The sequence below is a fragment of the Lysinibacillus piscis genome, assembly GCF_026012395.1.
Taxonomy (GTDB): domain Bacteria; phylum Bacillota; class Bacilli; order Bacillales_A; family Planococcaceae; genus Lysinibacillus; species Lysinibacillus piscis.
Map to the genome: position 1 here is coordinate 69,566 of NZ_BRZA01000005.1, position 22,885 is coordinate 92,450.

The 22,885-nt window shown below is 37.2% G+C and carries 22 protein-coding genes; 4 read left to right on the forward strand and 18 right to left on the reverse strand.

Annotation, left to right across the window (positions count from 1 at the left end):
* Positions 1-36: 36 nt before the first annotated feature.
* Positions 37-516 (reverse strand): acyl-CoA thioesterase, encoded by a 480-nt coding sequence (locus OPF91_RS15965; RefSeq protein WP_264989926.1) that lies wholly within the window; start codon positions 514-516, stop codon positions 37-39.
* Positions 517-794: 278 nt separating this feature from the next.
* Positions 795-1,760, reverse strand: a complete 966-nt coding sequence (locus OPF91_RS15970; protein WP_264989927.1) for a DUF4003 family protein — start codon at positions 1,758-1,760, stop codon at positions 795-797.
* Positions 1,761-1,895: 135 nt separating this feature from the next.
* Between OPF91_RS15970 and rluF the strand changes: the two genes are divergently transcribed.
* Both rluF and OPF91_RS15980 read left to right on the forward strand, forming a co-directional pair.
* A complete protein-coding gene (gene rluF, locus OPF91_RS15975) occupies positions 1,896-2,597 on the forward strand; it encodes a 23S rRNA pseudouridine(2604) synthase RluF (RefSeq protein WP_264989928.1) in 702 nt (233 codons plus the stop codon).
* 18 nt (positions 2,598-2,615) lie between these two features.
* On the forward strand, positions 2,616-3,335 hold the full coding sequence (locus tag OPF91_RS15980; protein ID WP_264989929.1) for a DUF6904 family protein: 720 nt from the start codon (positions 2,616-2,618) through the stop codon (positions 3,333-3,335).
* Positions 3,336-3,372: 37 nt separating this feature from the next.
* Here OPF91_RS15980 and OPF91_RS15985 read toward each other — a convergent pair whose 3' ends face one another.
* Positions 3,373-3,870 (reverse strand): cupin domain-containing protein, encoded by a 498-nt coding sequence (locus OPF91_RS15985; protein WP_264989930.1) that lies wholly within the window; start codon positions 3,868-3,870, stop codon positions 3,373-3,375.
* 64 nt (positions 3,871-3,934) lie between these two features.
* On the opposite strand from OPF91_RS15985, the gene OPF91_RS15990 reads away from it, so the two are divergent.
* Positions 3,935-4,972, forward strand: a complete 1,038-nt coding sequence (locus OPF91_RS15990) for a YdcF family protein (RefSeq protein ID WP_264989931.1) — start codon at positions 3,935-3,937, stop codon at positions 4,970-4,972.
* A gap of 54 nt (positions 4,973-5,026) precedes the next feature.
* On the opposite strand, the gene OPF91_RS15995 is transcribed toward OPF91_RS15990, so the two are convergent.
* The 14 genes from OPF91_RS15995 to OPF91_RS16060 form a co-directional block, all read right to left on the reverse strand.
* The gene (locus OPF91_RS15995) at positions 5,027-5,734 is read right to left on the reverse strand and encodes an ABC transporter ATP-binding protein (RefSeq protein WP_264989932.1); all 708 of its coding nucleotides are present in this window, start codon (positions 5,732-5,734) and stop codon (positions 5,027-5,029) included.
* On the reverse strand, positions 5,734-6,513 hold the full coding sequence (locus tag OPF91_RS16000) for an ABC transporter ATP-binding protein (RefSeq protein WP_264989933.1): 780 nt from the start codon (positions 6,511-6,513) through the stop codon (positions 5,734-5,736). Before OPF91_RS16000 ends, OPF91_RS15995 begins: the two co-directional genes overlap by 1 nt.
* Positions 6,510-7,448, reverse strand: coding sequence for a branched-chain amino acid ABC transporter permease (locus OPF91_RS16005; RefSeq protein ID WP_264989934.1), 939 nt, complete (start codon positions 7,446-7,448; stop codon positions 6,510-6,512). Before OPF91_RS16005 ends, OPF91_RS16000 begins: the two co-directional genes overlap by 4 nt.
* A gap of 12 nt (positions 7,449-7,460) precedes the next feature.
* Entirely contained in the window at positions 7,461-8,336 is an 876-nt protein-coding gene (locus OPF91_RS16010; protein WP_264989935.1) for a branched-chain amino acid ABC transporter permease, read from the reverse strand.
* 186 nt (positions 8,337-8,522) lie between these two features.
* Positions 8,523-9,740: an ABC transporter substrate-binding protein gene (locus tag OPF91_RS16015; protein WP_264989936.1), complete on the reverse strand. Its 1,218-nt coding sequence runs from the start codon at positions 9,738-9,740 to the stop codon at positions 8,523-8,525.
* A gap of 407 nt (positions 9,741-10,147) precedes the next feature.
* Positions 10,148-10,747, reverse strand: coding sequence for a class I SAM-dependent methyltransferase (locus OPF91_RS16020; RefSeq protein ID WP_264989937.1), 600 nt, complete (start codon positions 10,745-10,747; stop codon positions 10,148-10,150).
* Between the two features lie 143 nt (positions 10,748-10,890).
* Positions 10,891-12,330, reverse strand: a complete 1,440-nt coding sequence (locus tag OPF91_RS16025) for a glycoside hydrolase family 1 protein (protein WP_264989938.1) — start codon at positions 12,328-12,330, stop codon at positions 10,891-10,893.
* Positions 12,331-12,428: 98 nt separating this feature from the next.
* Entirely contained in the window at positions 12,429-14,330 is a 1,902-nt protein-coding gene (locus OPF91_RS16030; RefSeq protein ID WP_264989939.1) for a beta-glucoside-specific PTS transporter subunit IIABC, read from the reverse strand.
* A 408-nt stretch (positions 14,331-14,738) separates the two neighbouring features.
* Positions 14,739-16,484 carry a CotH kinase family protein gene (locus OPF91_RS16035; protein WP_264989940.1) on the reverse strand — a complete coding sequence of 582 codons (1,746 nt, stop codon included), beginning with the start codon at positions 16,482-16,484 and terminating at the stop codon, positions 14,739-14,741.
* A gap of 14 nt (positions 16,485-16,498) precedes the next feature.
* Positions 16,499-17,182 carry a DUF4956 domain-containing protein gene (locus tag OPF91_RS16040; RefSeq protein WP_264989941.1) on the reverse strand — a complete coding sequence of 228 codons (684 nt, stop codon included), beginning with the start codon at positions 17,180-17,182 and terminating at the stop codon, positions 16,499-16,501.
* Positions 17,183-17,197: 15 nt separating this feature from the next.
* Positions 17,198-17,899: a polyphosphate polymerase domain-containing protein gene (locus OPF91_RS16045; RefSeq protein WP_264989942.1), complete on the reverse strand. Its 702-nt coding sequence runs from the start codon at positions 17,897-17,899 to the stop codon at positions 17,198-17,200.
* 95 nt (positions 17,900-17,994) lie between these two features.
* Positions 17,995-19,401, reverse strand: a complete 1,407-nt coding sequence (locus OPF91_RS16050; RefSeq protein WP_264989943.1) for a HAMP domain-containing sensor histidine kinase — start codon at positions 19,399-19,401, stop codon at positions 17,995-17,997.
* On the reverse strand, positions 19,385-20,071 hold the full coding sequence (locus tag OPF91_RS16055; RefSeq protein ID WP_264989944.1) for a response regulator transcription factor: 687 nt from the start codon (positions 20,069-20,071) through the stop codon (positions 19,385-19,387). Before OPF91_RS16055 ends, OPF91_RS16050 begins: the two co-directional genes overlap by 17 nt.
* Positions 20,072-20,131: 60 nt before the next feature.
* Entirely contained in the window at positions 20,132-21,034 is a 903-nt protein-coding gene (locus tag OPF91_RS16060) for a LysR family transcriptional regulator (protein ID WP_264989945.1), read from the reverse strand.
* Positions 21,035-21,135: 101 nt separating this feature from the next.
* Between OPF91_RS16060 and OPF91_RS16065 the strand changes: the two genes are divergently transcribed.
* The gene (locus OPF91_RS16065; RefSeq protein ID WP_264989946.1) at positions 21,136-22,326 is read left to right on the forward strand and encodes a coenzyme F420-0:L-glutamate ligase; all 1,191 of its coding nucleotides are present in this window, start codon (positions 21,136-21,138) and stop codon (positions 22,324-22,326) included.
* Between the two features lie 148 nt (positions 22,327-22,474).
* Here OPF91_RS16065 and OPF91_RS16070 read toward each other — a convergent pair whose 3' ends face one another.
* Positions 22,475-22,837: a hypothetical protein gene (locus tag OPF91_RS16070; protein ID WP_264989947.1), complete on the reverse strand. Its 363-nt coding sequence runs from the start codon at positions 22,835-22,837 to the stop codon at positions 22,475-22,477.
* Between the last annotated feature and the right edge of the window lie 48 nt (positions 22,838-22,885).

The window sequence follows — 22,885 nt, forward strand, 5'->3', positions numbered from 1 at the left end:
TGAGGAGATTGATTAACATCAATCTCCTCACTTTTATTAATGTCGTAATGCACGTTTTTGTTTACGGTGTTCTCTTCTAGCTAGACCTGTTTCAAATAAACGTTTTTCCTCATCCGTTTCTGGATAAACGGGTGGTATTGGTCGTGGTCTACCATTCTCATCAACAGCAACCATTGTCACAAAAGACTCTGTTGTTAGCTTTTCTTCACCTGTTTCAATATTTCTTGATACTACTCGCACATAAACCTCTATTGAAGTACGTCCTGTTGAGGATACTACACTCTCAATTTCAAGAATATCCCCTACATAGGCCGCTGATAAAAAATCAACTGAGTCAATTGAAGCTGTGACCACTTGCCCTTTAGCATGTTTCATAGATGTAATTGCAGCAATCTCATCAATATAAGCTAATACTTTTCCCCCAAAAATGGAGTGATGGTGGTTTGTATCTGGTGGTAATATAAGATGCGTTTGAACAGTACGTGACTGACTCATAGGTATAGCATTATTTGTCATAGTTCTGATAACTTCCTTTCAAGATGTCTATCAACATCGTATCGCAGAAAAATCATTCAAGCAAATTTGAAATGTATAGCACTATGTCGCCTTTTGTCATTATTTGTTCCATGTGAAACAATTTTAGCGATTTTTATCTTAGTTCACCCTTCTTCAACGTGTAGGTAGATTTTTCACTTTCTTCAGTGGATGTCCAAAAACCTATATCTGACGCTACGTTACACTGTGCTTTCGGTACAAAAATCCGAACACAATTACGCTGGGGTGTAATTGATTTTTTATGACGAGCTTGAACTAGCTGCGGCACTTGCAGTAACTGCTGCAATCATGGCTGCCTGCTGTGCCTGTAGCAATAACTCAATCGATGACATAATGGCCATTGATAATGATTTTTGGACGTGTGCCATATCATAGATCACTAGTTGCACAGCCATAAATAGCACAAACTCTCGATGCCATTTTAATGGTTTCATATCTTTTAATTCATGATATAAATCGACAATTTGTTCGAGCTGTGTATAGTTGACGTCAAGAATCGCCAAAAATCCAAGCAATGGGTAATGTCTTGTTTTCACTTTGACACGTTGCTTTTTCAACGCATCACGAATTGTTACAACGCTTGGTACTAGCTTGCTATCATACTGTGGCGATAAAATTGTTAATACTTGCGATAGCCATTGCAAATCATTCCCTGCGACAAAATGATATGTGCGCAATTCTTTATAATAGCGATTCATTGTATCCGCACGTAATACCACATCATCTGTCGGGCTACTCAGCAATACGACATATGGAATATCTTCATGAGAGGTTAAAAAACGATGATGCTCCCGAATCGCTTCAAATAAAGCACGAGCTGCCTTCGCATGTGCTTGCTTTTCGCTCGGTACTCCTGTTAAATATTGTGCCGCAATATAACTAAAATTTCCTCTTTTTAGCTTCGCTTCCTTTAAAATTTGGGCGTTTGCTATTAGATTACTCACAGCTTGTTCAACGTTCTCCTCCTCCATTAAATTAGCCGCAATACTATACCCTATCGCCGTTCTTAATGGAGATGTCCATGATGCCTGTTTTTTCATTTCTTGAATAATAGCCTTATATTTCACCGTATCAAATGATTTTCCTGATGCCACATATGTACTAGCAATTGCTAATACTGTTTTACGGTCAACTGTCCATCCTACTGCCTTCGCTACATCTTCTACCATATTAGTAAATTGATTTTCCACCATTATCACATCCACATTCAACACGCTCCTTTTTGTATTATTTACGAATAGCTCTATTCCAAAGATTCACTACCTCTAACTAATTAGCAAATTTATTTTTCCCCGCAATCATGTATACTAAAACATAAATAATATACAGGAGAATTCATTATGCGCATTAATAAATATTTAAGTGAAGCTGGTATTGTGTCACGTCGTGGGGCTGACCAATGGATAGCTGACGGTCGAGTAACAATCAATGGTGAACTTGCTACTGTTGGCAGTCAAGTTGAGACGAATGATGTAGTTTACGTTGATGGAAAAGAGGTAAAAAAAGAACAACAGCTTGTTTATATTGCTTTAAACAAACCTGTAGGCATTACAAGTACAACAGAGCGTCATATTAAGGGGAATGTTGTCGATTTCGTCAATCATCCTCTACGCATCTTCCATATTGGACGACTAGATAAAGAATCTGAGGGGTTATTATTACTTACGAATGATGGTGATATCGTCAATAAAATCTTGCGTGCGGAAAATCATCATGAAAAGGAATATATCGTACAGGTGGACAAGCCCATTACAGCAGCATTTATTCAAAAAATGAGCGCTGGTGTCGATATTTTAGATACGACAACATTACCTTGTCATGTAGAAAAAATATCAGATAAAGTATTCAAAATTATTTTAGAGCAAGGGCTTAATCGCCAAATTCGTCGCATGTGTTCTGCACTTGGGTACTCTGTAAAACGTCTACAACGCATTCGGATTATGAATATCCATTTAGGGAATCTAAAGGTAGGACAATGGCGTGATTTAACGGATAAGGAACGTACGGAACTATTTAAACTCCTCGATTACACACCAAAATAAAACAAGGGGGGCAGGCATATGATAACCATTCAAAGCACAGAGCAACTAACAGGCGGATGCATTAGTGGCGATTTTTGGGATTTAGATGAACTTGTAAACGCCATCTACAAAATAACAGGTGATGAAAATAAGTATTATGACTATCAGGGGGCGCGTCTACGCATCTTACATGTCTGCTACAAGCTTCGCCAAGCTGCTAAAGGTGAGCATCGTCTTGAGTTTGTCAGTAATGGCTTAACGAAAAATGTACTGACTCAGCATGAATATATTTTTCCTAGTAAAAATGCGTATTTTGCAACCGAAATTATTTGGCCTGAACTGCTTTTTACAGCCATCGCTTTAAATGACTTTATTCGCTTACACAAAGAGCATGTTGACGACTCTGATTGGAATATTGAAGTGGCTATTATTCGAAAATTTCAAGCAGTAGTTGCCGATTGTCTTAAACAGGAAATGGATGATGAGCAATATTTAGTATTTTTAAGAATGTTGCACACTAAAATTCCATTAACCTTCCGATATGCTACACAATATATTGATGTCTTAAATTTAGAATATTTATATTTGGATAAGGAAGAGCGACAAATTCAATTAGCTGCATTTGCCCTCCGTATTATGTTAGAAAATGAAGATTATATGGCTTTAAAATCACAATTGATGGAAGCTGCCATTATGACAAAAAAGGCGTTACATGACATCGAAATCAATATTCGCTATCCAGAGGAAATATGGTGGTAAAATAAAGAGGTTGCCCATTATTGAGCAACCTTTCTTGTTAAGGCAATGTAGGATAAGCCATTTTACGAATGACCTCTTCATGCTGTGGGTAAACTTTTAAAAGTTCATCTTGTGTAAAGAGCTCAAAATCGGCAAAATCAAAGCCTGGTGCAACCATACAGCCTACTAAGCTAAATGTTGCTGCATCATCCACAGATGAACCGAAAATTGTATGCTTTGGTACAGCAATTTGCGGCACTTCACCTGCCTCAACATTCAGTCCTAATTTTTTTGCCTCATATGTACCATCTGGATAAATCATATGCACTGTGAGTGGGCTACCTGCATGGTAATACCATAGCTCATCCGACTGTAAACGATGTAAATGCGAAATATCCTGTGAATGCAATAAAAAATAAATGCTCGTATAAATCGGACGTTGCACATCTCTGACAACCATTTCGTCAGTTGCTCTAAAGGAGGATATATAGTAACCTCCCTCTGGATGCTGTGCTAAATTTAATTTTTCAATAAAGTATTGTGCTGTATATTGCATTCTAAATCACTCCTTCTACTGTTACGGCTATCTACATTTTATACTAATCAAGGAGGAACACGTAATGATTTATTTAGGAATTTTTCCTCTTATATTTTTTGTTATCTTTCTTATTTCTTACTTAAAAGATGCAAGAAAATTAGTAAATGGTTTTTTATTTAATCTATTTTTCGTAGCATTTCTCATCTTTTGTTTAGCTATATCTGTCTCATCTGATAACCAATTTGTAAGATTAATTATTCTTATTCCAGCTATCGCTATTATATTGATGCTACCCTTTGCTTTTTTAGCTTTGATGTTCGGTTTATTTTTGAATGCACGAATTTTATGGCAGCGAGAGGGTAAACGTTTTGCCAATTCTTTAACATTGCTTGTCGCTATCATCATGCTTTTATTTATGCTCTTGCCAATTGTTTATCCTGAGAGCTTGCGTTCAGAGCATTTACAGCCTATTTTTGTTGCGATATCACTCATTACTTTTTATTTTTTCATTAATTTATCTAATTTTTTAACCGCTTATTTTTTATATCAATTCAATCGACCTAAATACAATCAGGATTTCATCATCGTGTTGGGCAGTGGCTTAATTAATGATAAAGTACCTCCACTACTAGCCAGTAGAATTCAAAAGGCGATTCAATTTTACCGTAAGCAAGCTACCATCACTACACCACCAACCATTATTTTCTCAGGTGGACAAGGCGCTGACGAAAATCTTCCCGAGGCTGAAGCCATGCAAAAATATGCGATTGAGCAGGGTATTCTACTAGAACATACTTTGCAGGAAAATCGTTCTGTGAATACATATCAAAATATGCTATTTTCAAAGCAATTAATGGATCAACTCACACAAGGAAAATCCTACAATAGTATTTTCACAACAAATAATTTCCATTTATTTCGTGCTGGGCTATATGCAAGACAGGCAGGCTTAAATAGTCAAGGTATCGGCTCTAAAACCGCCTTCTACTATTGGCCAAATGCTATGATTCGTGAATATGTAGCCATTGTGGTACTACAACGCAAACGCCATATCAAAATTATTGCACCGATACTGCTGTTAGCCATCACTTTCGCTATTTTAAGCTTTATATTGGTATAATAAAAATCCACTATGCTGACAATATGCATAGCGGATTTTCCTTTGTATGAAGTTTTACAAACCACCTAAATAAGCAGCTTTTACTTGCTCACTTTCTTGTAACTCTTTTGCTGTACCTGACAGCACAATACGACCCGTTTCTAATACATATGCACGATTGGCTACAGATAATGCCATATTTGCGTTCTGCTCAACAAGTAATACCGTTGTGCCCTCTTTGTTAACTTTCTCAATAATATTAAAGATATTTTTTACCATTAGTGGTGCTAGCCCCATTGAAGGTTCATCCATCAATAATAGCTTTGGTTTAGCCATCAACGCTCTTCCCATTGCTAGCATTTGCTGCTCACCACCAGATAATGTGCCCGATTGCTGTTTACGGCGCTCTAATAGGCGTGGGAATAATTCAAAAACGTGATCCATATCCTTTTTAATTCCCGCTTTATCGTTACGCAAATACGCTCCAAGCTCTAAATTTTCCTCAACAGACATATTGGCAAAAACACGTCGACCTTCTGGTACATGTGAAATACCTGATTTTACAATCGTTTGTGCTGCTTTACCTGCTATCGAAAACCCTTCATATTCAATCATGCCACCCTTGGGCTTCAATAAACCTGATAAAGTTTTCAACAAAGTACTTTTACCAGCACCATTCGCTCCAATTAATGTAACAATTTCACCCTCATTTACTTCTAAAGAGAGGCCTTTTAATGCTTGGATATTGCCGTAGTATACATCGATGTTTTGTACTTTTAGCATTAGCCGATAACCTCCTCTCCAAGGTACGCTTCAATTACCTTTGGATTATTGCGAATTTCCTCTGGTGTACCATCTGCAATAAGCTGCCCATGATCCAGTACATAAATACGCTCGCAAATCCCCATTACTAAGCTCATATCATGCTCAATCAACAGAATCGTTAAGCCAAACTTCTTCCGAATAAAAGCAATTAACTCCATTAAATCATGTGTTTCCTGTGGGTTCATACCTGCTGCAGGCTCGTCTAGCAATAGTAACTTAGGATTTGCTGCGAGCGCACGTGCAATCTCCAAGCGGCGCTGCATGCCATAAGGTAAATTTTTAGCCAGTTCGTCTTTATAAGTATCTAAACCAAAGATTTTTAAAAACTCAATAGACTGCTTTTCCATTGCTACTTCACCACTGAAATGACTTGGTAAACGGAAAATAGATGCCCACATAGAATGCTTTGCTAATGAATGGTTGGCTACTTTTACATTATCTAACACCGATAGTTCTTTAAATAAACGAATGTTTTGGAATGTACGGCTAATACCTCTTTGTGTTACTTGATAAGGTGCAAGACCATTCAATTTCGTACCATCAAAGATAATTGTTCCTTCCGTTGGTGTATAAACACCTGTCAGCATATTAAAGCTTGTCGTTTTACCTGCACCATTCGGACCGATTAAACCGACCAATTCTCCTGTATTCAGGTACATGTTCACACCTTGTACCGCTTTTAAGCCACCAAATTGAATCCCCATATTTTCAACATTAATTAGAAGGTTACTCGTCATGATTTTGTACCTCCTTTTTTACCAAACTTCAATAAATCTGTAATTTCCTTTGTGCCCATTAAACCTGTTGGACGATATAGCATCACGAAAATTAATACTAAGCTGTAAATAATCATACGTGTTTCTGGGAAATTCGCTAAATAAGCTGACACAATTGTTAAGAAAATAGCTGCAATCGTTGCACCTGAAAGACTTCCTAAGCCACCAAGTACAACATAAATTAAAATATCAAATGATTTTAAGAAGCCGAAAGTTGTTGGCTGAATAATATAAAAATTATGTGCAAAAATAGCTCCTGCAAGTCCTGCAAAGAAAGAACCAATCGCAAACGCCACTACTTTATAGTATGTTGTATTAATGCCCATCGCATCTGCTGCAATTTCGTCCTCACGAATCGAAATACATGCACGACCATGACGAGAATTTGTGAAGTTAGAAATCACCAAAATTGTGAGTACAACACCGATAAAGGCATATGTCCAGTTAGATAAATATGTTACCTGCATACCTGCTGCCCCACCGACATATTCCGTATTTAAAAAGATAATACGAATAATCTCTGCAAAACCAAGTGTTGCAATTGCTAAATAGTCACCCTTTAAGCGCAGTGTTGGAATACCTACAATTAAGCCTGCTACAGCTGCTGCCACAGCCCCTAATAAAATAGCTAATGGGAAAGGAAGCATTAATTTAGTTGTAATAATAGCTGAAACATATGCACCAACAGCTAGAAAACCAGCATGCCCAATCGAAAATTGTCCTGTAATACCAATAACAATATGCAAACTTACAGCCAACATAATATTAATACACATCGTGATTAGCATATTTTGATAATAAATATCGATTAAATTCATAGAAATGAGTACCTGTACAACAGCATAGATGACTAATGCCAAAATCGCATAGCCCCAAAAAACTTTCGATTTTTTCATAATATCGCTCACCTACACTTTCTCACGGGCATTTTTACCAAAGATACCCGATGGTCTGAAGATTAAGATTAAAATCAAAATAACAAATGCTGCTGCATCACGCCATAATGAGAAGCCCAGTGCACTAACTAAAGACTCTACAACACCAAGTAACATCCCACCCACCATCGCACCTGGAATGATACCAATACCGCCAAGTACGGCTGCGATAAATGCTTTTACTCCTGGAATAACACCCATCAACGGATCAATTTTTGTGTAATATACACCGAAAATAACGCCTGCTGCACCTGCTAAAGCTGAACCAATGGCAAATGTTGCTGAAATTGTATTATCAACATTGATACCCATTAAACGGGCTGCATCCACATCGTGCGAAACTGCACGCATCGCCTTACCGATTTTTGTTTTGTGTACGATAAATTGTAAAAGAACCATCAAGATAATTGCTACAGATAAAATTAAAATAGATGTACTGCTAATTTGAACACCTAAAATAGTAAATGATTTATTTGCAAAAACATCAGGATAGGCTGCTGGCTGTGCGCCTCTAAAGAAAATTGTTGTATATTCGATTAATAAAGATACCCCGATTGCTGTAATTAATGCTGCAATTCGTGTGGCATTACGTAAACGTTTATAAGCAATCCTCTCAATGACTACTCCAAACACTGCACATAAAGCCATTGCTAATAGTAATGCTGGGAAAAAGCCTAACTGCCATTCAGCGATTGCGTAAAAACCAATAAATGCACCAATCATAAAAACATCGCCATGTGCAAAGTTAATTAGCTTAATAATGCCATATACCATCGTGTACCCTAATGCGATTAATGCGTAGATACTTCCCAACGAAACGCCATTCACAAGTTGTTGTATCCATTCCATATGATGCTCACTCCCTTTATGATGTTGGTTCTCCTCACAGTCCTTCACAAAAAAAGAGGGAGGCGTGTTACCCGCCCCCCTCTTCATCACTTGCATACTAGTTTCTGTATATACTAGTCGCTAGAGATATTATCCTGATTCAATCTTATAGAAGGCATATCTATAGATTAAATAAAAGATAAAACATTAAGGATTAACTTTAGAGTTGAACACTTGTTTACCGTCTTTGAATTCAAGAACTGTTGCAGATTTAATTGGATTATGATTTTTGTCAACTGAGAAAGTACCTGTTACTAAAGATAAATCTTTTGTGCCAGCTAATGCATTTTTAATTGCTTCTCCATCTGTAGAGCCAGCACGCTTAATTGCATCTGCAATATAGTAGATAGAGTCATAGCCTAATGCATTGAATGCATCTGGTGCTTTATCGCCATTTGCTGCTTTAAATGCTTTTACGAAATCCTGAATTTTTGCATCTGGATCTTCCGCAGAGTAGTGATTTGTGATGAATGTGTTATTTAACGCCTTTGCACCAGCCAAATCTACTAGTGTTGGAGAATCCCAACCATCTGCACCCATTAACGGTACAGTAATACCCATTTCACGTGCTTGCTTCACGATTAGACCAACTTCTTCATAGTAGCCTGGAATAAAGATGAAATCTGGGTTTTTTGATTTAATAGTTGTTAACTGTGTACGGAAGTCTGTATCTTTTGCTACATATGCCTCTTCTTCCACAACTGTACCGCCATTTGCTGTAATTGTTTCTTTAAATGATTTTGCTAGCCCTTTTGCATAATCAGAGGCATTATCAGCAAAAACAGCTACATTTTTCACTTTTAGCTCATTTGAAGCAAAGTTTGCTGCTACAACCCCTTGGAATGGGTCAATGAAGCATGTACGGAAAGCGTATTCATTTACACTGCCATCTTCATTCACTGTAATAATTGGTGATGTCCCTGAGCCTGTAACAATTGGAATTTTATTTTGATTCGCAATTTGAACTGTTGCTACTGTGTTCCCAGAAGTGGCAGGTGCTAGCATCGCTACAACTTTATCTTGCGTTGCTAACTTAAGCGCTGCGGCTGTCGCTTCTGAGTTTTCTGATTTATTATCTACTTTGATTAGTTCGATTTTCTTACCGTCAATACCGCCCTTGTCATTGATTTCCTTTACAGCAAGCTCAGCACCTACTGCAATTGAAGAACCGTAAGAGGCTACATTTCCTGAAAGCTCTAGGTTGGCACCAATTTTAATTGTATCTCCATCAGATGAACCGCCCCCTGAAGATGAGCTACCACTTGATGAATCTCCCCCAGCACCACAGCCTGCAAGAACACCTGTCAGTAATGATGACGCAACTAGTAAGCTTCCAAACTTTTTAAGTTTTTTATTCTCTTTCATAATTGTATCCCCCTAAAATTCTAAAATATTAGATATTTCTGATAATTATAAACAATTAATAACAATTCCTCAAGACTTAAAATAATTTAATATTATTTCAAACAACTATGTCCTAGCGTAATGGCATCCAGATTTTGCAGAGTTACCTCCAAAGATGCCCTCTTAAAATTCGCTAAAGCCAATATGTTGCTTCATTGAATGAGAATTGTCATTTGCTAAATCAGCATAAACAATTACACAAAATATCAATGCCGTTTTTGCTTCATAACATAAATATTATTTAACTAAAACCTTTTTCATTGTAAAACATTCTATATATTTAGTCTAGTTGCATTTTTCTGATTTTTGAAGCAAATTATTTTTTAGAGGTAATTTCATATAGAAGGCTTGATGCAATAAAGATCAATTTATTGCATCAAAGCAAATACACATAAACGTTCGTTAACATTTGTCTCGCTCTCTAAGTGAACTTCATGTACTAATTGGAAAGGCGTATCTTGATGTAAGAATTGCAAATAATCTGCGGAAGGATAATATAAGATGATATGAATTTCTCGCATATGTTTTTCATATGACTGCCAAATCATATGCACCACCGTACGAAAAATATGAATAGAAAATGGATTAAAAAAGAAAAATACATTGTCTGATGGCTTAATGGTATAAGCCTCTGCTATAGCATGAATGAAGGTAATTGGTGCATAGCTATTATGCTTTTGCAAATACCGTTTCTTATTATGCTCAGCCTCCATATAAAACCCTGCATCCATTTCTACCCCAATTGTTGGTATATGGAATTGGTAATTTATATAAATAGGCACCCTACCTTTACCACAACCCATATCTATAAATACTGCGTTATCAGGCATTTCATAGTCCTTAAATAATTGCTGCAATCCCGTGTAAGGGGTGGGCTCATAGCGATGGTAATGTGCGAGCTTTGGAAAGCCATATTGTTCGCCGATTGTATCAATATGCAGTAGTTTATCAAATTGTCTTTCATTCATATGCAAAGACTCCTTAAAAAAGAATGCTTTCTCTTCGTTCAGTGTGAAGAGAAAGCCTCTGGACACAATTACACCAGAGCGTAATTGATTTTAGCATATACAATAATAAAAAGCTTTGGACGATACTTCAAAGTCTATCTTCCTTATAGCTCTCTACCGTTTGTAGCAATGACGTTTTTATACCAATCAAATGATTTTTTCTTCATACGATTGAATGTGCCGCTGCCGTCATCATTTTTATCTACATAAATAAAGCCATAACGTTTACTCATTTCACCTGTTCCAGCACTGACAATGTCAATCGGTCCCCACGATGTATAACCCATAAGCTCCACTCCGTCCTCAATTGATTCTGCCATAGCTGTAATATGTTCTCTTAAATAATCGATACGATAATCGTCCTGAATTGTTCCATCCTCTTCAATCGTATCATTCGCACCTAATCCATTTTCTACGATAAATAAAGGTAGACGATAGCGGTCATACAAATCATTGAGGGAAATACGCAGACCATGCGGGTCAATTTCCCAGCCCCATTCACTCGCTTTAAGGAATGGATTTTTAAAGCCACCAATCATATTTCCTAACACGCGCTCTTTTTGATCGCCAATAATTTTTTCTGTACAAGACATATAGTAACTGAAAGAAATAAAGTCCACTTTTCCTTCTTTCAATAAGGCTAAATCCCCCTCTTGAATATCCAGTTTTACATTGTGCTCCTTAAAATATCGATTAATGAATCTTGGATATTCACCAAATACATGGACATCTCCACAGAAATAATTAAATAAACGGCTCTCTTCTTTTGCATATAGCACATTTTCTGGATGGCAATTATACGGATAAATAGGTGCATATAAAAGCATACAGCCCACTTGTGAACCTGGAATCATCTCATGCCCCAGTTTTACCGCTAATGCACTAGCTAAAAGCTGATGATGCAGACCTTGAAACACTAGCTGCTCCTTTTGTTCATCGTTTTTTGGGATAAATCCAAGGCTATATAGTGGCAATCTTAAAGCACTATTAATTTCATTGAACGTTAACCAATACTTTACTTTATCTTTGTAACGATTGAATACGGCTTTTACGTATCTTTCGAAAAAGGTTAATAGCTCTCTATTTTTCCAACCACCATATTCCTTTACAAGATGCAGAGGTATCTCATTATGAATAAGTGTCACGAGAGGCTCAATCCCGTATTTATTTAATTCATCAAATACCTTGTCATAAAACGCTAATCCTTCTTCATTTGGCTCTGTTTCATCACCATTCGGGAAAATGCGACTCCAAGAAATACTCATTCGATACGTTTTAAATCCCATTTCAGCAAACAAGGCAATATCTTCTTTATAGCGATGGTAGTGATCGATTGCTTGATGATTTGGGTATACATATTTTGTTGTATCCATTTCAAAATGAAAGTCGGGGTTGTTTCTAAATGAGCCTCTAATTTTCCCCCCAGGCATTACATCGGCAATACTTAACCCTCTGCCTCCTTCAAGATAGCCACCTTCTAATTGGTTGGCAGCCGTTGCTCCACCCCATAAGAAATTCTCTGGAAATTGATATTCTTTTGTCATACCATTGCCTCCTCTAATTTTCAAAAAGGAAACCCAAATTATCAGGAATCATCTCGATAATTTAGGTTTTCCTTTTTGAATAATGCTAACAAGTTAACTTATTGAACCCGAATTAATACGTCTTGCTCTTTAACACTTTTTCCTGTTGTTGGTTCAACTTTTTCATAATTTGTTGTATTGGTAATAATAACAGGCGTTACAATTGGATAACCTGCCTCTTTAATTTTTTCAATATCGAACTCGACCAGTACGTCACCTGCACTAATTTTGTCACCTTGTTTGACATGTGGCGTGAAATATTTTCCTTCTAGCTGCACCGTGTCCATACCGATATGAATTAAGACTTCCACACCATTATCAGATGTAATACCAATAGCGTGCTTCGTGTCAAAGAATGTTGTAATAACACCATTTACTGGCGCTACCGCTCGGCCTTCTGTTGGAATAATCCCAACACCCTGACCCATAGCTCCTGATGCAAACAGTTTATCTGGCACTTCAGAAAGAGCGATTGCTTCCCCTGTGATTGGGCTTAAGATATCTTCATTTGTGAATGCTTTCGTTTCTTTCTTTGTCGCTGCCATTGCCTCTTCCTTTTTATTCACTCCACCGAATAGTACAGTAAGAACGAATGCTAATACAAAAGCAACGATGATCGCAATTACAGCACCCCAGAAGCTAGAATCAATTCCCGTCTCTGGGTTAATATAAGTAGGCAATTTGAATATGCCTAGTGGTCCTGCTGAATAAAGTTTTGATCCCATCAACGCAAGAATTGCTCCACCAACACCAGCAGAAATACAGCTAATGATAAACGGTCTCTTCAGCGGTAGTGTAATACCATAAATAGCTGGCTCTGTTACACCAAAGAAGCCCGAGATAAATGCTGGAATACTTAAAGATTTGATTTTTTGATTTTTTGTTTTTACCATAACCCCTAATACCGCACCAATTTGTGCAAACGATGCCCCAAATGTCATAGCGACTAACGTATCATAGCCAAGTACAGCTAGATTATTATAGTAAATAGGGATTAATCCCCAGTGAACACCGAAAATAACGAATACTTGCCAGAATGCCCCTAGAAGTAAACCAGCTAGTAGTGGCGCTACTTCATGCATTCCTACAATTCCTTTACCAAGAAGTGTTGCAACCCATGTAGCAACAGGACCAATGATTAAAAACGTTAATGGTACGATAACTAATAATGTTAATAATGGTACAACAAATGTTTTGATAACTGCTGGAATCACTCTTGCAAAATATCTTTCTACTTTGGCTGCAAAGAATGAAGCTAAAATAATTGGCACAACACTTGATGTATAACTCATTAAAATAACAGGGATTCCTAAAAAGTCAATTTGAACTGGTGATTCAAACGGCGTGCCTTTAAAGAGGACCATTATTGCTTCGCCCGCTTTAATACCTGCAAGACTTGGATGAACAAGTGCCGCTGCAATTGCCATACCTAGCATAGGTGTTCCACCAAATTTTTTCATTGCTGTATAGCCTAAGAAGATTGGTAAGAATACAAAGAAGCCATCACCAATCGCATTTAACAATAAGTATGTGCCATCTGTATTTTTTAACCAACCTAATGCAACAAATGCTGAATTCAAACCTTTGATGATACCTGTAGCCATTAAAAGAGCTAAAACAGGTGAGAAGATATTCGAGATAATATCAATAAATCGATTGAACAAACTTTGCTTTTCTTGACTTTCATCATCTGCGTCAACTGGTCCTGCAGAAGCAAAACCACCTTCTGTCACAACAGCCTTGTAAACATCAGGAACGTGATTTCCAATAACTACTTGGTATTGTCCGCCACTTTTAATGACTGTTACAACGCCCTCCATGTTTTGTAACACTTCTGTATTTGCTTTTGATTCATCCTTCAATTTAAAACGTAATCTTGTAATACAGTGCACAACACTGTTTACGTTTTCTTTTCCTCCAACATTTTGAATGATGTCTTTTGCTAATTTTTCATAACTCATCGTCCTAACACCTCCATGTTTTTAAATGCTTTTAAACGGGTAGTTCGCTTTAGTTTTGTTACCCAAAAAAATAAAAAACCTAAATCACCTAACGTAAGACATAATTGTCCTATGTTTTGTGATTTAGGTTTTGCCTGCTTTATCAGTAACAATCCTAAAATTGTGATATTCACTTTATGGAATTACTATAATTCTTCTTCGAATAAATGTCAACGCTTTCATCAATATTTTTCTGTTTATTCTGACAAAATACATCAATAAATTGATTTCCTTTGCGTGAAAATAACCTATTCTGCGCTAATAGTAGTCTATCTATGAATGCTTGTGAAACCCCCGATTTTAACAAATCAGAGGTTTTATGATTATTATTCAATTACAAATAAAGACTACATATATGACATTTCAACCTTAAGGACGTCCTCGTCGATTAAATTTTAAAACAACCACTAGAGCAATTAGCAGTAAAATACATGATGCTGCTACCACTATTAAGTATTGAGGGTCAATTGTCGTATCCTGTGTTGCTGACATGTCCTTATTTCCATTAGGCATACCTCTAAACCCACCATTATTGCGGTCAGATGGCTGCATACCGTTTGGTCGCTCTCCCTTATTCATTTCTTCATTCATCGGTGGCATTTTGGAGGAATCAAAATCCTCAGGCATATTATTAAAATCAGGCATCTGACCATTCTCAGGTATGTCGCCAAAATTAGGCATACCTCCTTCTTGCTGTGTTTCTGCCTCCACAACAAGCTCTCCCGACAGCTGTTTTAAAATAGATGCTGAACGTTGTTTTGCAAATTCAGGTAAACTATTTTCTCCTTCAACTCCAGCTAAAAATTCCTCTGTTGTAGAGAATTTTGTCGGGTCTGCCTCTACATACGTTGTTAATAAAACAGCTAGCTTTTTCGTCATCTCTTGAATATTACTTTCTGTTAAATACTTCGTGGCAATCTCATCTAAATAGGCTTCATATTGCGCACGATATTCTTCATTTGTTAATAAAGCATTGAGCAATGGGCGGTCTTCCAATGATGCGCCACTGACAGGGCTTGTGATACTAAAATTAATGGCACTATCTGTCATTAGCTCACCTGTCATTCCCATACCCATCCCTGCTCCTCTAGCATTCGCAGGTTGTTGCTCATTATCGGCTTGCGGTTCTTTATTCACTGGATGTTCCGTATTCGCTTGGGAGGTTTCATTTGGCATATTTCCACCCATTCGTCCATTTCCTCTAAAGCCACCAAAAGCCATATTGTAATCCCAAGGTATAATTGAAAACACACCATTTTCCTCATACAAATAATAGTTGTGCTTCATCATTCCCTGATAGCTATCTAAACTTACCAGTGCTGTATTCATAGCAAAATAACGTAACATTTCGTCCACGTCTATATATTTCTCAATATCTCCACCGTTATTGATAGCATCTATCATCTCAATCAGCTTCGATTCATCGATATTAGACTCGTTCGTTTTCACAGCAATTCCTGTATAATCTTCTATGCTATCACTAATATATTTTAAATCACTGCCAACCCCATCTGGCTTATACAGGAAGCCATTATTTGAGCCGAATTGATTGGCTAAAAATGTTTCATCTACCGCTTCTACGCCTACATATAAGCCAAAATCCTCGCCATTCACTGTTACATACATATAAGAATGTGCAGGTGTAGGTAAGCCCATTTGCTCCATCAGCTCATAGGAAATATATTCTCGCATTAAAGTTGTATCACTAAAATTATTATTCAAATTTAATTTTTTCAAGCCATACAAGCTTTGTGTATTATCATAGTAATCAAAATCTACCTTCAAGCTATAACGATTAGAATCACTATTCACAACAGAAGTTAACGAAGAATTCCCTTTTGTACGAATACCCACATTATCAACTTTCTTGCCATTCACTGTAATCGTAGCCTGCTGTATTTCCTCATCTGCTGCATTGTCTAGCATATCTTGCCAATCTTCCTCTGCTATTTCAATATCCACTGTTGTTACCTTATTTTCATTAAATATGATATTCTCATATGAAAACTCGGTATTTTTCGTTTCGATGCCTATATTCGGTAACACCGTGTACAGTAGGATAAAGAGCAGGAGTAACACTGTCATGCAAAGATACACAATTTTTGATTTCACCATAAATTACACCTCTTTTAGGCTGTAAAGTTACCATCATAACTAAGCATAATAGCAGATTTCACACCAGCTACCTCAGTAATAGCAGCCATTAGTTTTGCATCATTTTGTTTGACACGAATTTCATATGTTGTTTCAATTTCTTCATTACCCATAATGGATTTTGATTTTAAAGCATATTTCTTCGCCTGTGTTGCTACAATACGTTCTGCTTCCTCACAAGCACGTTCTGTTTCATATTTCACTACTAACAAATAAGGATTTTCCACTGTAATTTTATTGACAAATACAAGTAACACTAGACCAATGACTACCGCACCGATAAGAACAAGTGGAATAAAACCTGCTCCACAAAGGATACCAGAAACAATTGCCCAGAAAATATATACTAAATCCATAGGGTCTTTAATCGGCGTTCGGAAACGTACAATCGATAATGCCCCAACCATACCAAGTGACAACAAGACATTTGAACTAATCCCCATGATGACCAACGCTGTAGCCATTGTCATAATCAGCAATGCAATATTAAAAGAATGTGAATAAATCACGCCATTGAATGTCTTTTTATACACAAAATAAATAAATAACCCAACAAAGAAGGCAACCACTAAGCCTATAATTGAATCCACCAATGAGAACGATGTTGTTTTTTCTAAAAAATTCGATTTAAAAATATCACTAAAATTTGTCGTCTCCATAAATCATCTCTCCCTTTAACCGTACATACGGCTCAATTGATATTTTGAATAAGCCTCTGCTCTCGTATCTACAGATTGTAGTAAGTACTTCAGCACATCAGGTAAATACTCATCATACTTTACCTCTAAAATGACTAAGTTCGGTTCAAGAACATCCACCATTGGTAAATCCTTATTGAACATAGCTGTATTGCGTAAACTCGACTGTACCTTACTATCAAACGTTACACGCACATTACCAAATGGGTAAGTATAAGCCTCACGCTCATAATCCACCACTGTAACAGGTTTAACTTGGTTATATTTCATTTCCTGATACAGCTCACGAATCAATACACGCTCATCCTGCTCCATCCATGCAATATCCCCGCTACACATTTGTTCATATTCTTGCTGTGCTATACGGCATTTCGATTTATACGTTAAATTATTACGTTTACTTTTCCGCTCTAAATGAATCATATCTGCTGATTTTTCATAAATGCGTACTCGGTATTTATCACGATGAATATAGCCTTCTTTCTTCTCGTTTAACACCTTGTTGGCAAAGTTATCAAAATACATGCTGCGAATTAAATATTTGCCATTTGGCCCAGCATGTTGGTCTCGCTGCATCACATGCTGTAGCTTCATTTTTAACATGGCGTACTGTGCATAGGAAATGGCTTGCTTGATTTCCTTACGTCCATTTGGATTAAATGATGTCATAATAGGCATTGTGTTCACTCCTTTCGTTTACATTTCTCACTATAAAGTCCGAATGTGTCAGGAAAATGTCAAGGTAAAATAATGCAAAAAAGCTACCACATGCTTTAACATGTAGTAGCTTTTGGAATGGTGATTTCAAAGCATGTGCCTGATGGTTGACTATCGACTAATCGTAAGTCTCCTCCCATAGACTGTGCCATCATTTTACTTAAAGGAAGCCCTAAGCCTAAGCCACGAACAGCATACTTTTTCTGCTCTCCTCGATAAAAACGTTCAAAAATAAAGGACTGCTCTTCTTGTGCAATACCTGAGCCTGTATCCTGTACAAAAATGGATATATGCTCCTCTTGTTCTTGCAGCGTAACTGTAATTATGCCCGCTTGCATAGCTTGTCTAGCGTTTGTTAGTAAATTTGTAATAATTTGCTGTACCCTTATATGATCTGCATGGACATCTATAGCTGATGCGAGAGGCTGTATGTACACGTTAACAGCTTCATCATCTTGCATCACCTCCCATTGAATCACTGCATCACGGACTAATTGATTGGCATTGATTGTTTTTAGCTTAACGGGTATAGCACCGACTGCAAATTGATTAAAAGCCAATAAATCACCAACCATTGTTTTCATTTTTGCCGTTTCACCTAATGCCATTTGAATAAATTCAGTAGCTTCCTCACCTGTCACAACATCATCTTTGACCGCTTGTAGCAATCCACTAATTGAGGTAACAGGTGTTTTTAATTCATGTGTTACACCAGCTAAAAGCTCTGTCCTTGTCTTTTCTAATTGCTCTAGCCGCATCGCCATTTCTTTAAAGGAAGTCACCAGCTCATAGATTTCAGCCTCTTTATAATTTTGCGGTAAATCAAATTGATAATGTCCCTCCTGCACCATTTTTGCTGCTTCTGCCACTTGTTTAATCGGATGCGCTAACCGCTTCGACAATAAATAAATAGCGCCCCAGCCTATTAATGCTAACGTGCCAATTAATAATGCTAATTGCCCATATGCCTGATTGACTCGTGTTAAATTTTCTTTTTTATCGATGACTAATACCCAACCGACCACTTGATTGTCCAGCTCGATTTTTCTTTTGACGACATACTCTACTACCTCTCGTCCATTAAGTGTGATTTTCTGCTGTTGAATTTCTTCTTGCTTATCCAGTATGTTCTTCATATTTCTCGGTGGAGTGGGGCGATTACTCGTTATTAAATTCCCCTCCATATCCACAATATAAAGCGTAGGATTAATATCCTTCATATTCAATCGTTCACGCTCGCCGATAAAACTAGGAATATTGCCCATCGCTCCACCATTCTCTGTTAAGCGGGAAACCGTTTCATCCGCTAAAAATGTCATAAGCTCCAGCCGATTTTCTAATGTTGTATAACGAATCCAAAGCACCGAGCTACAAAAAATAATGGCAAGACCAATTAATAATGTCCATGCATAACGTGTCGTCCAATATTGCCTTAACGGAATGCGTTTATTTTTTTGGAACACTTAGCTGATACCCCAATCCACGTAATGTCTTTATTTCCCCTTCTGCTTCACTCCAATTATGCAGGGCTTTGCGCAATCGCTTCACAACTAAATCCACTGCTCGATCACTGCCATCATAATCCCAACCCCATACTTGCTCAATCAATTGATCACGTGTAAAGGTTTGATTTGGATGCTCTGCTAAAAACAACAGCACAGACAAATCTCTTGGCGTCAAAATAATTTCTTGTCCATGCAGTACTACTCGGTGGGCTTTTCTATCAATTTCAAGCCCACCAAAACGCTGCAAAGCATTGTCTTCCTGCTGTCCCTCTGTACGTCTTAATACAGCTTTTACCCTCGCCACCACCTCATCGGCTATAAATGGTTTAACAATATAATCATCTGTCCCTTGATTGAAGCCATCTAAACGATTTTCGACATCGCCTAATGCCGTTAACATAATCACAGGACAGGCACTACTCTCTCTAATTTCTTGTAAAATCAGCCAGCCATTTTTCTCAGGTAGCATAATATCCAACAACACTAAATCAGGTTTCTCTATTTCAAATAAGTCAAGTGCCTGTCCACCATTAAAGCACTGTACCACATTATAGCCTGCCTTTTTTAAATAGGCTTTTAATACTTGACTGATTGCATACTCATCCTCAACAACTAATATTTTTGTCATCGCATATCCTCCCAACTTTTTATAACATGGCTATATGTCAGTTCAATGTCCAACCTCACATTAAATTTTAATTTGGATATGTTTATGTTCCACCATTTCAACAAATTTCATGGCTGCACGTGATAATGGCACGCTTTTTACATAGCACATACCGATATGACGGGCTGGAATACTATCTACAAGCGTCAGCTCATATAAAAATCCTCTTTGCAGATAATCTTGGGAAAATTCCTTCGTCACACAAGCAATGCCTAAATTACTACGTGCAAACTCTAGCACAAGGTCATGTGAACCAAGCTCAAATTCTGGCTCAATTTGAATACCCTTTGTCAGTAAATAATTCTCGATATACCTTCTCGAATTCGATTTTTTCTCTAATAAAATCAATGGAAACCTTAGAAGCTCCTCGTAGTTAATCTTTTTTTGAGCTAATGTTTTATACTTTTCACCACAGACAAAGACATCCTGCACCTCTGTACAAATGGTTAACTGAAAAGTCGGCTCCTCTATTGGTAAATTACAAAATCCCACATCTACCTCACCTGATTTAATAAATTGGCAAATTTCCACTGTTGTACCATTGAATATTTGAAGCTTAATATTAGGATAAATTGTATGAAAAGCCTCTAAATATGGTAATAGAAAGAATCTTGAAATAGTATCCCCTACGCCTATTTTTAATTGCCCTGTTGTTAAATTTTTAAATTCAAGCAATTTTTCTTCGCCAGCATCTACAAGTCGCAATGCCGAATGAATATATTCGTTCAGAAGATTTCCTTCTGTTGTTAGCGTCACACCTTTCGGGCTGCGATTAAAAAGTCTTGTATCTAGCTCTCTTTCTAGCTGTAACATCGCTTGGCTAACAGCGGGCTGTGTCATATATAATTCTTTTGCGGCTTTTGAAAAGCTATGATGCTTTGCGACAATACTAAATACACGATATAAATCAAGTTTGCCTATCATATAACTACTCCTTATATCTATTATATAAACTATTAATTTTACTTATATCATTAAACGAGCGTATAGTAAAACCATCATGTGCTTTAGAAGGAGAGATAAACGTGGAACGTGTAGTTGGTACAGTAGTAAGAGGGCTTCGTGGCCCTATCATTAATGAGGGCGATCAAATTGAGCAAATCGTCGTTGATACCGTATTAAATGCAGCAAAAGTAGAAGGTTACTCAATTGAAGACCGTGATATCGTTACAGTAACAGAATCCGTTGTCGCCCGTGCGCAAGGGAATTACGCATCGATTGATGATATCGCAGCAGATGTAGCCGCTAAATTTGGTGACGAAACAGTGGGTGTCATTTTCCCAATCTTAAGTCGTAATCGCTTTGCCAACTGCTTGCGTGGTATTGCAAAAGGTGTGAAAAAAATCGTGCTGATGTTGAGCTATCCATCTGATGAGGTAGGAAATCACCTCGTAGACATTGATGAATTAGATGTTAAAGGGATTAACCCATGGACGGACACATTAACAGAGGCTGAATTCCGTGAGCATTTCGGCTACAAAAAGCATACATTTACAGGTGTGGATTACATCGAATACTATAAAGAATTAATCGAGGCTGAGGGAGCTACTTGTGAAGTCATTTTCTCAAACAATGCTAAAACAATTTTAGACTATACAAAATACGTGTTAACATGTGATATTCATACTCGCTTCCGTACAAAGCGTCTATTAAAAGCTAATGGTGTCGAAAAGGTATATAGCCTTGACGATATTTTAGCAACATCGATTAATGGCTCTGGCTTTAATGAAGAATATGGATTACTCGGCTCTAACAAGGCGACGGAGGATAGCGTTAAATTATTCCCTCATACTTGTCAGCCAATTGTCGATGGTATCCAAGCTAAAATTAAAGAAGCAACAGGTAAAACAGTTGAGGTCATGATTTATGGCGATGGTGCATTTAAAGATCCTGTGGGTAAAATTTGGGAGCTAGCAGACCCTGTTGTCTCTCCAGCTTATACAGCAGGCTTAGATGGTACGCCAAACGAAGTAAAGCTTAAATATTTAGCGGACAACGATTTTGCCAACCTGCGTGGTGACGAATTAAAAGCAGCCATCTCTGAATATATTCAAAATAAAGATGAAGACTTAACAGGGCAAATGGCTGCACAAGGCACAACACCTCGTCGCCTAACAGACCTAATCGGTTCTCTTTCTGACCTTACTTCAGGCTCAGGTGACAAAGGAACACCAATGATTTATATTCAAGGCTATTTTGATAACTATACAAAATAAGGACACATAGCAAAAGCCCATTAGATATACAATATATCTAGTGGGCTTAAAATATTTACAACGTATGCTAAACTGCTTGGTATTTACTCATATTAAAATAATCTTTTGTTTTTGTAACCTTTACATGATTCATTTTCGCAAAGCTTTCTCAATGTGATAGCACCTCTTGTTGTTTAAAATGAAGAATGCGCAAGTTCATACCCTTTTTTACAATAATAGACGCTCCCTTTGTTGCCCAGCCATAGCGTTTAAAATGAATTTGTTGTATTTCAGTGGAACGTAAATGCTTTGAAAATACAACTATGTTAAAAATCTTCACTTTAAAAAATAATTCATCTTCTTCAATAAAGAATTCATATCTCACCATAAGACCTACCAAACATATGAATATCGAAAGACCAAATAATGTGGTAATGAATAAACTATCACCTAAAGTAGTAATCATGTAGGTAAAGCCAAAAGTTAGAGGAATGACTACGTTATTTTTAGGTTGCTTCGCTTCATACTTCATCCGACTACCCCCTAAAGACATCTTCCTTATACTCTTATTATAACATAT

What these genes read in the sequence shown, in the direction of transcription:
- OPF91_RS16030 (WP_264989939.1), bottom strand. Translation starts at nt 14,330, where the DNA reads ATGAGTTATGAAAAATTAGCAAAAGACATCATTCAAAATGTTGGAGGA.
- OPF91_RS16040 (WP_264989941.1), bottom strand. Translation starts at nt 17,182, where the DNA reads ATGGAGACGACAAATTTTAGTGATATTTTTAAATCGAATTTTTTAGAA.
- OPF91_RS15980 (WP_264989929.1), top strand. Translation starts at nt 2,616, where the DNA reads ATGATAACCATTCAAAGCACAGAGCAACTAACAGGCGGATGCATTAGT.
- OPF91_RS15990 (WP_264989931.1), top strand. Translation starts at nt 3,935, where the DNA reads ATGATTTATTTAGGAATTTTTCCTCTTATATTTTTTGTTATCTTTCTT.
- OPF91_RS16020 (WP_264989937.1), bottom strand. Translation starts at nt 10,747, where the DNA reads ATGAATGAAAGACAATTTGATAAACTACTGCATATTGATACAATCGGC.
- OPF91_RS16035 (WP_264989940.1), bottom strand. Translation starts at nt 16,484, where the DNA reads ATGGTGAAATCAAAAATTGTGTATCTTTGCATGACAGTGTTACTCCTG.
- OPF91_RS15995 (WP_264989932.1), bottom strand. Translation starts at nt 5,734, where the DNA reads ATGCTAAAAGTACAAAACATCGATGTATACTACGGCAATATCCAAGCA.
- OPF91_RS16025 (WP_264989938.1), bottom strand. Translation starts at nt 12,330, where the DNA reads ATGACAAAAGAATATCAATTTCCAGAGAATTTCTTATGGGGTGGAGCA.
- OPF91_RS16045 (WP_264989942.1), bottom strand. Translation starts at nt 17,899, where the DNA reads ATGCCTATTATGACATCATTTAATCCAAATGGACGTAAGGAAATCAAG.
- OPF91_RS16000 (WP_264989933.1), bottom strand. Translation starts at nt 6,513, where the DNA reads ATGACGAGTAACCTTCTAATTAATGTTGAAAATATGGGGATTCAATTT.
- OPF91_RS15965 (WP_264989926.1), bottom strand. Translation starts at nt 516, where the DNA reads ATGACAAATAATGCTATACCTATGAGTCAGTCACGTACTGTTCAAACG.
- OPF91_RS16070 (WP_264989947.1), bottom strand. Translation starts at nt 22,837, where the DNA reads ATGAAGTATGAAGCGAAGCAACCTAAAAATAACGTAGTCATTCCTCTA.
- OPF91_RS16010 (WP_264989935.1), bottom strand. Translation starts at nt 8,336, where the DNA reads ATGGAATGGATACAACAACTTGTGAATGGCGTTTCGTTGGGAAGTATC.
- rluF (WP_264989928.1), top strand. Translation starts at nt 1,896, where the DNA reads ATGCGCATTAATAAATATTTAAGTGAAGCTGGTATTGTGTCACGTCGT.
- OPF91_RS16060 (WP_264989945.1), bottom strand. Translation starts at nt 21,034, where the DNA reads ATGATAGGCAAACTTGATTTATATCGTGTATTTAGTATTGTCGCAAAG.
- OPF91_RS16055 (WP_264989944.1), bottom strand. Translation starts at nt 20,071, where the DNA reads ATGACAAAAATATTAGTTGTTGAGGATGAGTATGCAATCAGTCAAGTA.
- OPF91_RS16015 (WP_264989936.1), bottom strand. Translation starts at nt 9,740, where the DNA reads ATGAAAGAGAATAAAAAACTTAAAAAGTTTGGAAGCTTACTAGTTGCG.
- OPF91_RS15985 (WP_264989930.1), bottom strand. Translation starts at nt 3,870, where the DNA reads ATGCAATATACAGCACAATACTTTATTGAAAAATTAAATTTAGCACAG.
- OPF91_RS16005 (WP_264989934.1), bottom strand. Translation starts at nt 7,448, where the DNA reads ATGAAAAAATCGAAAGTTTTTTGGGGCTATGCGATTTTGGCATTAGTC.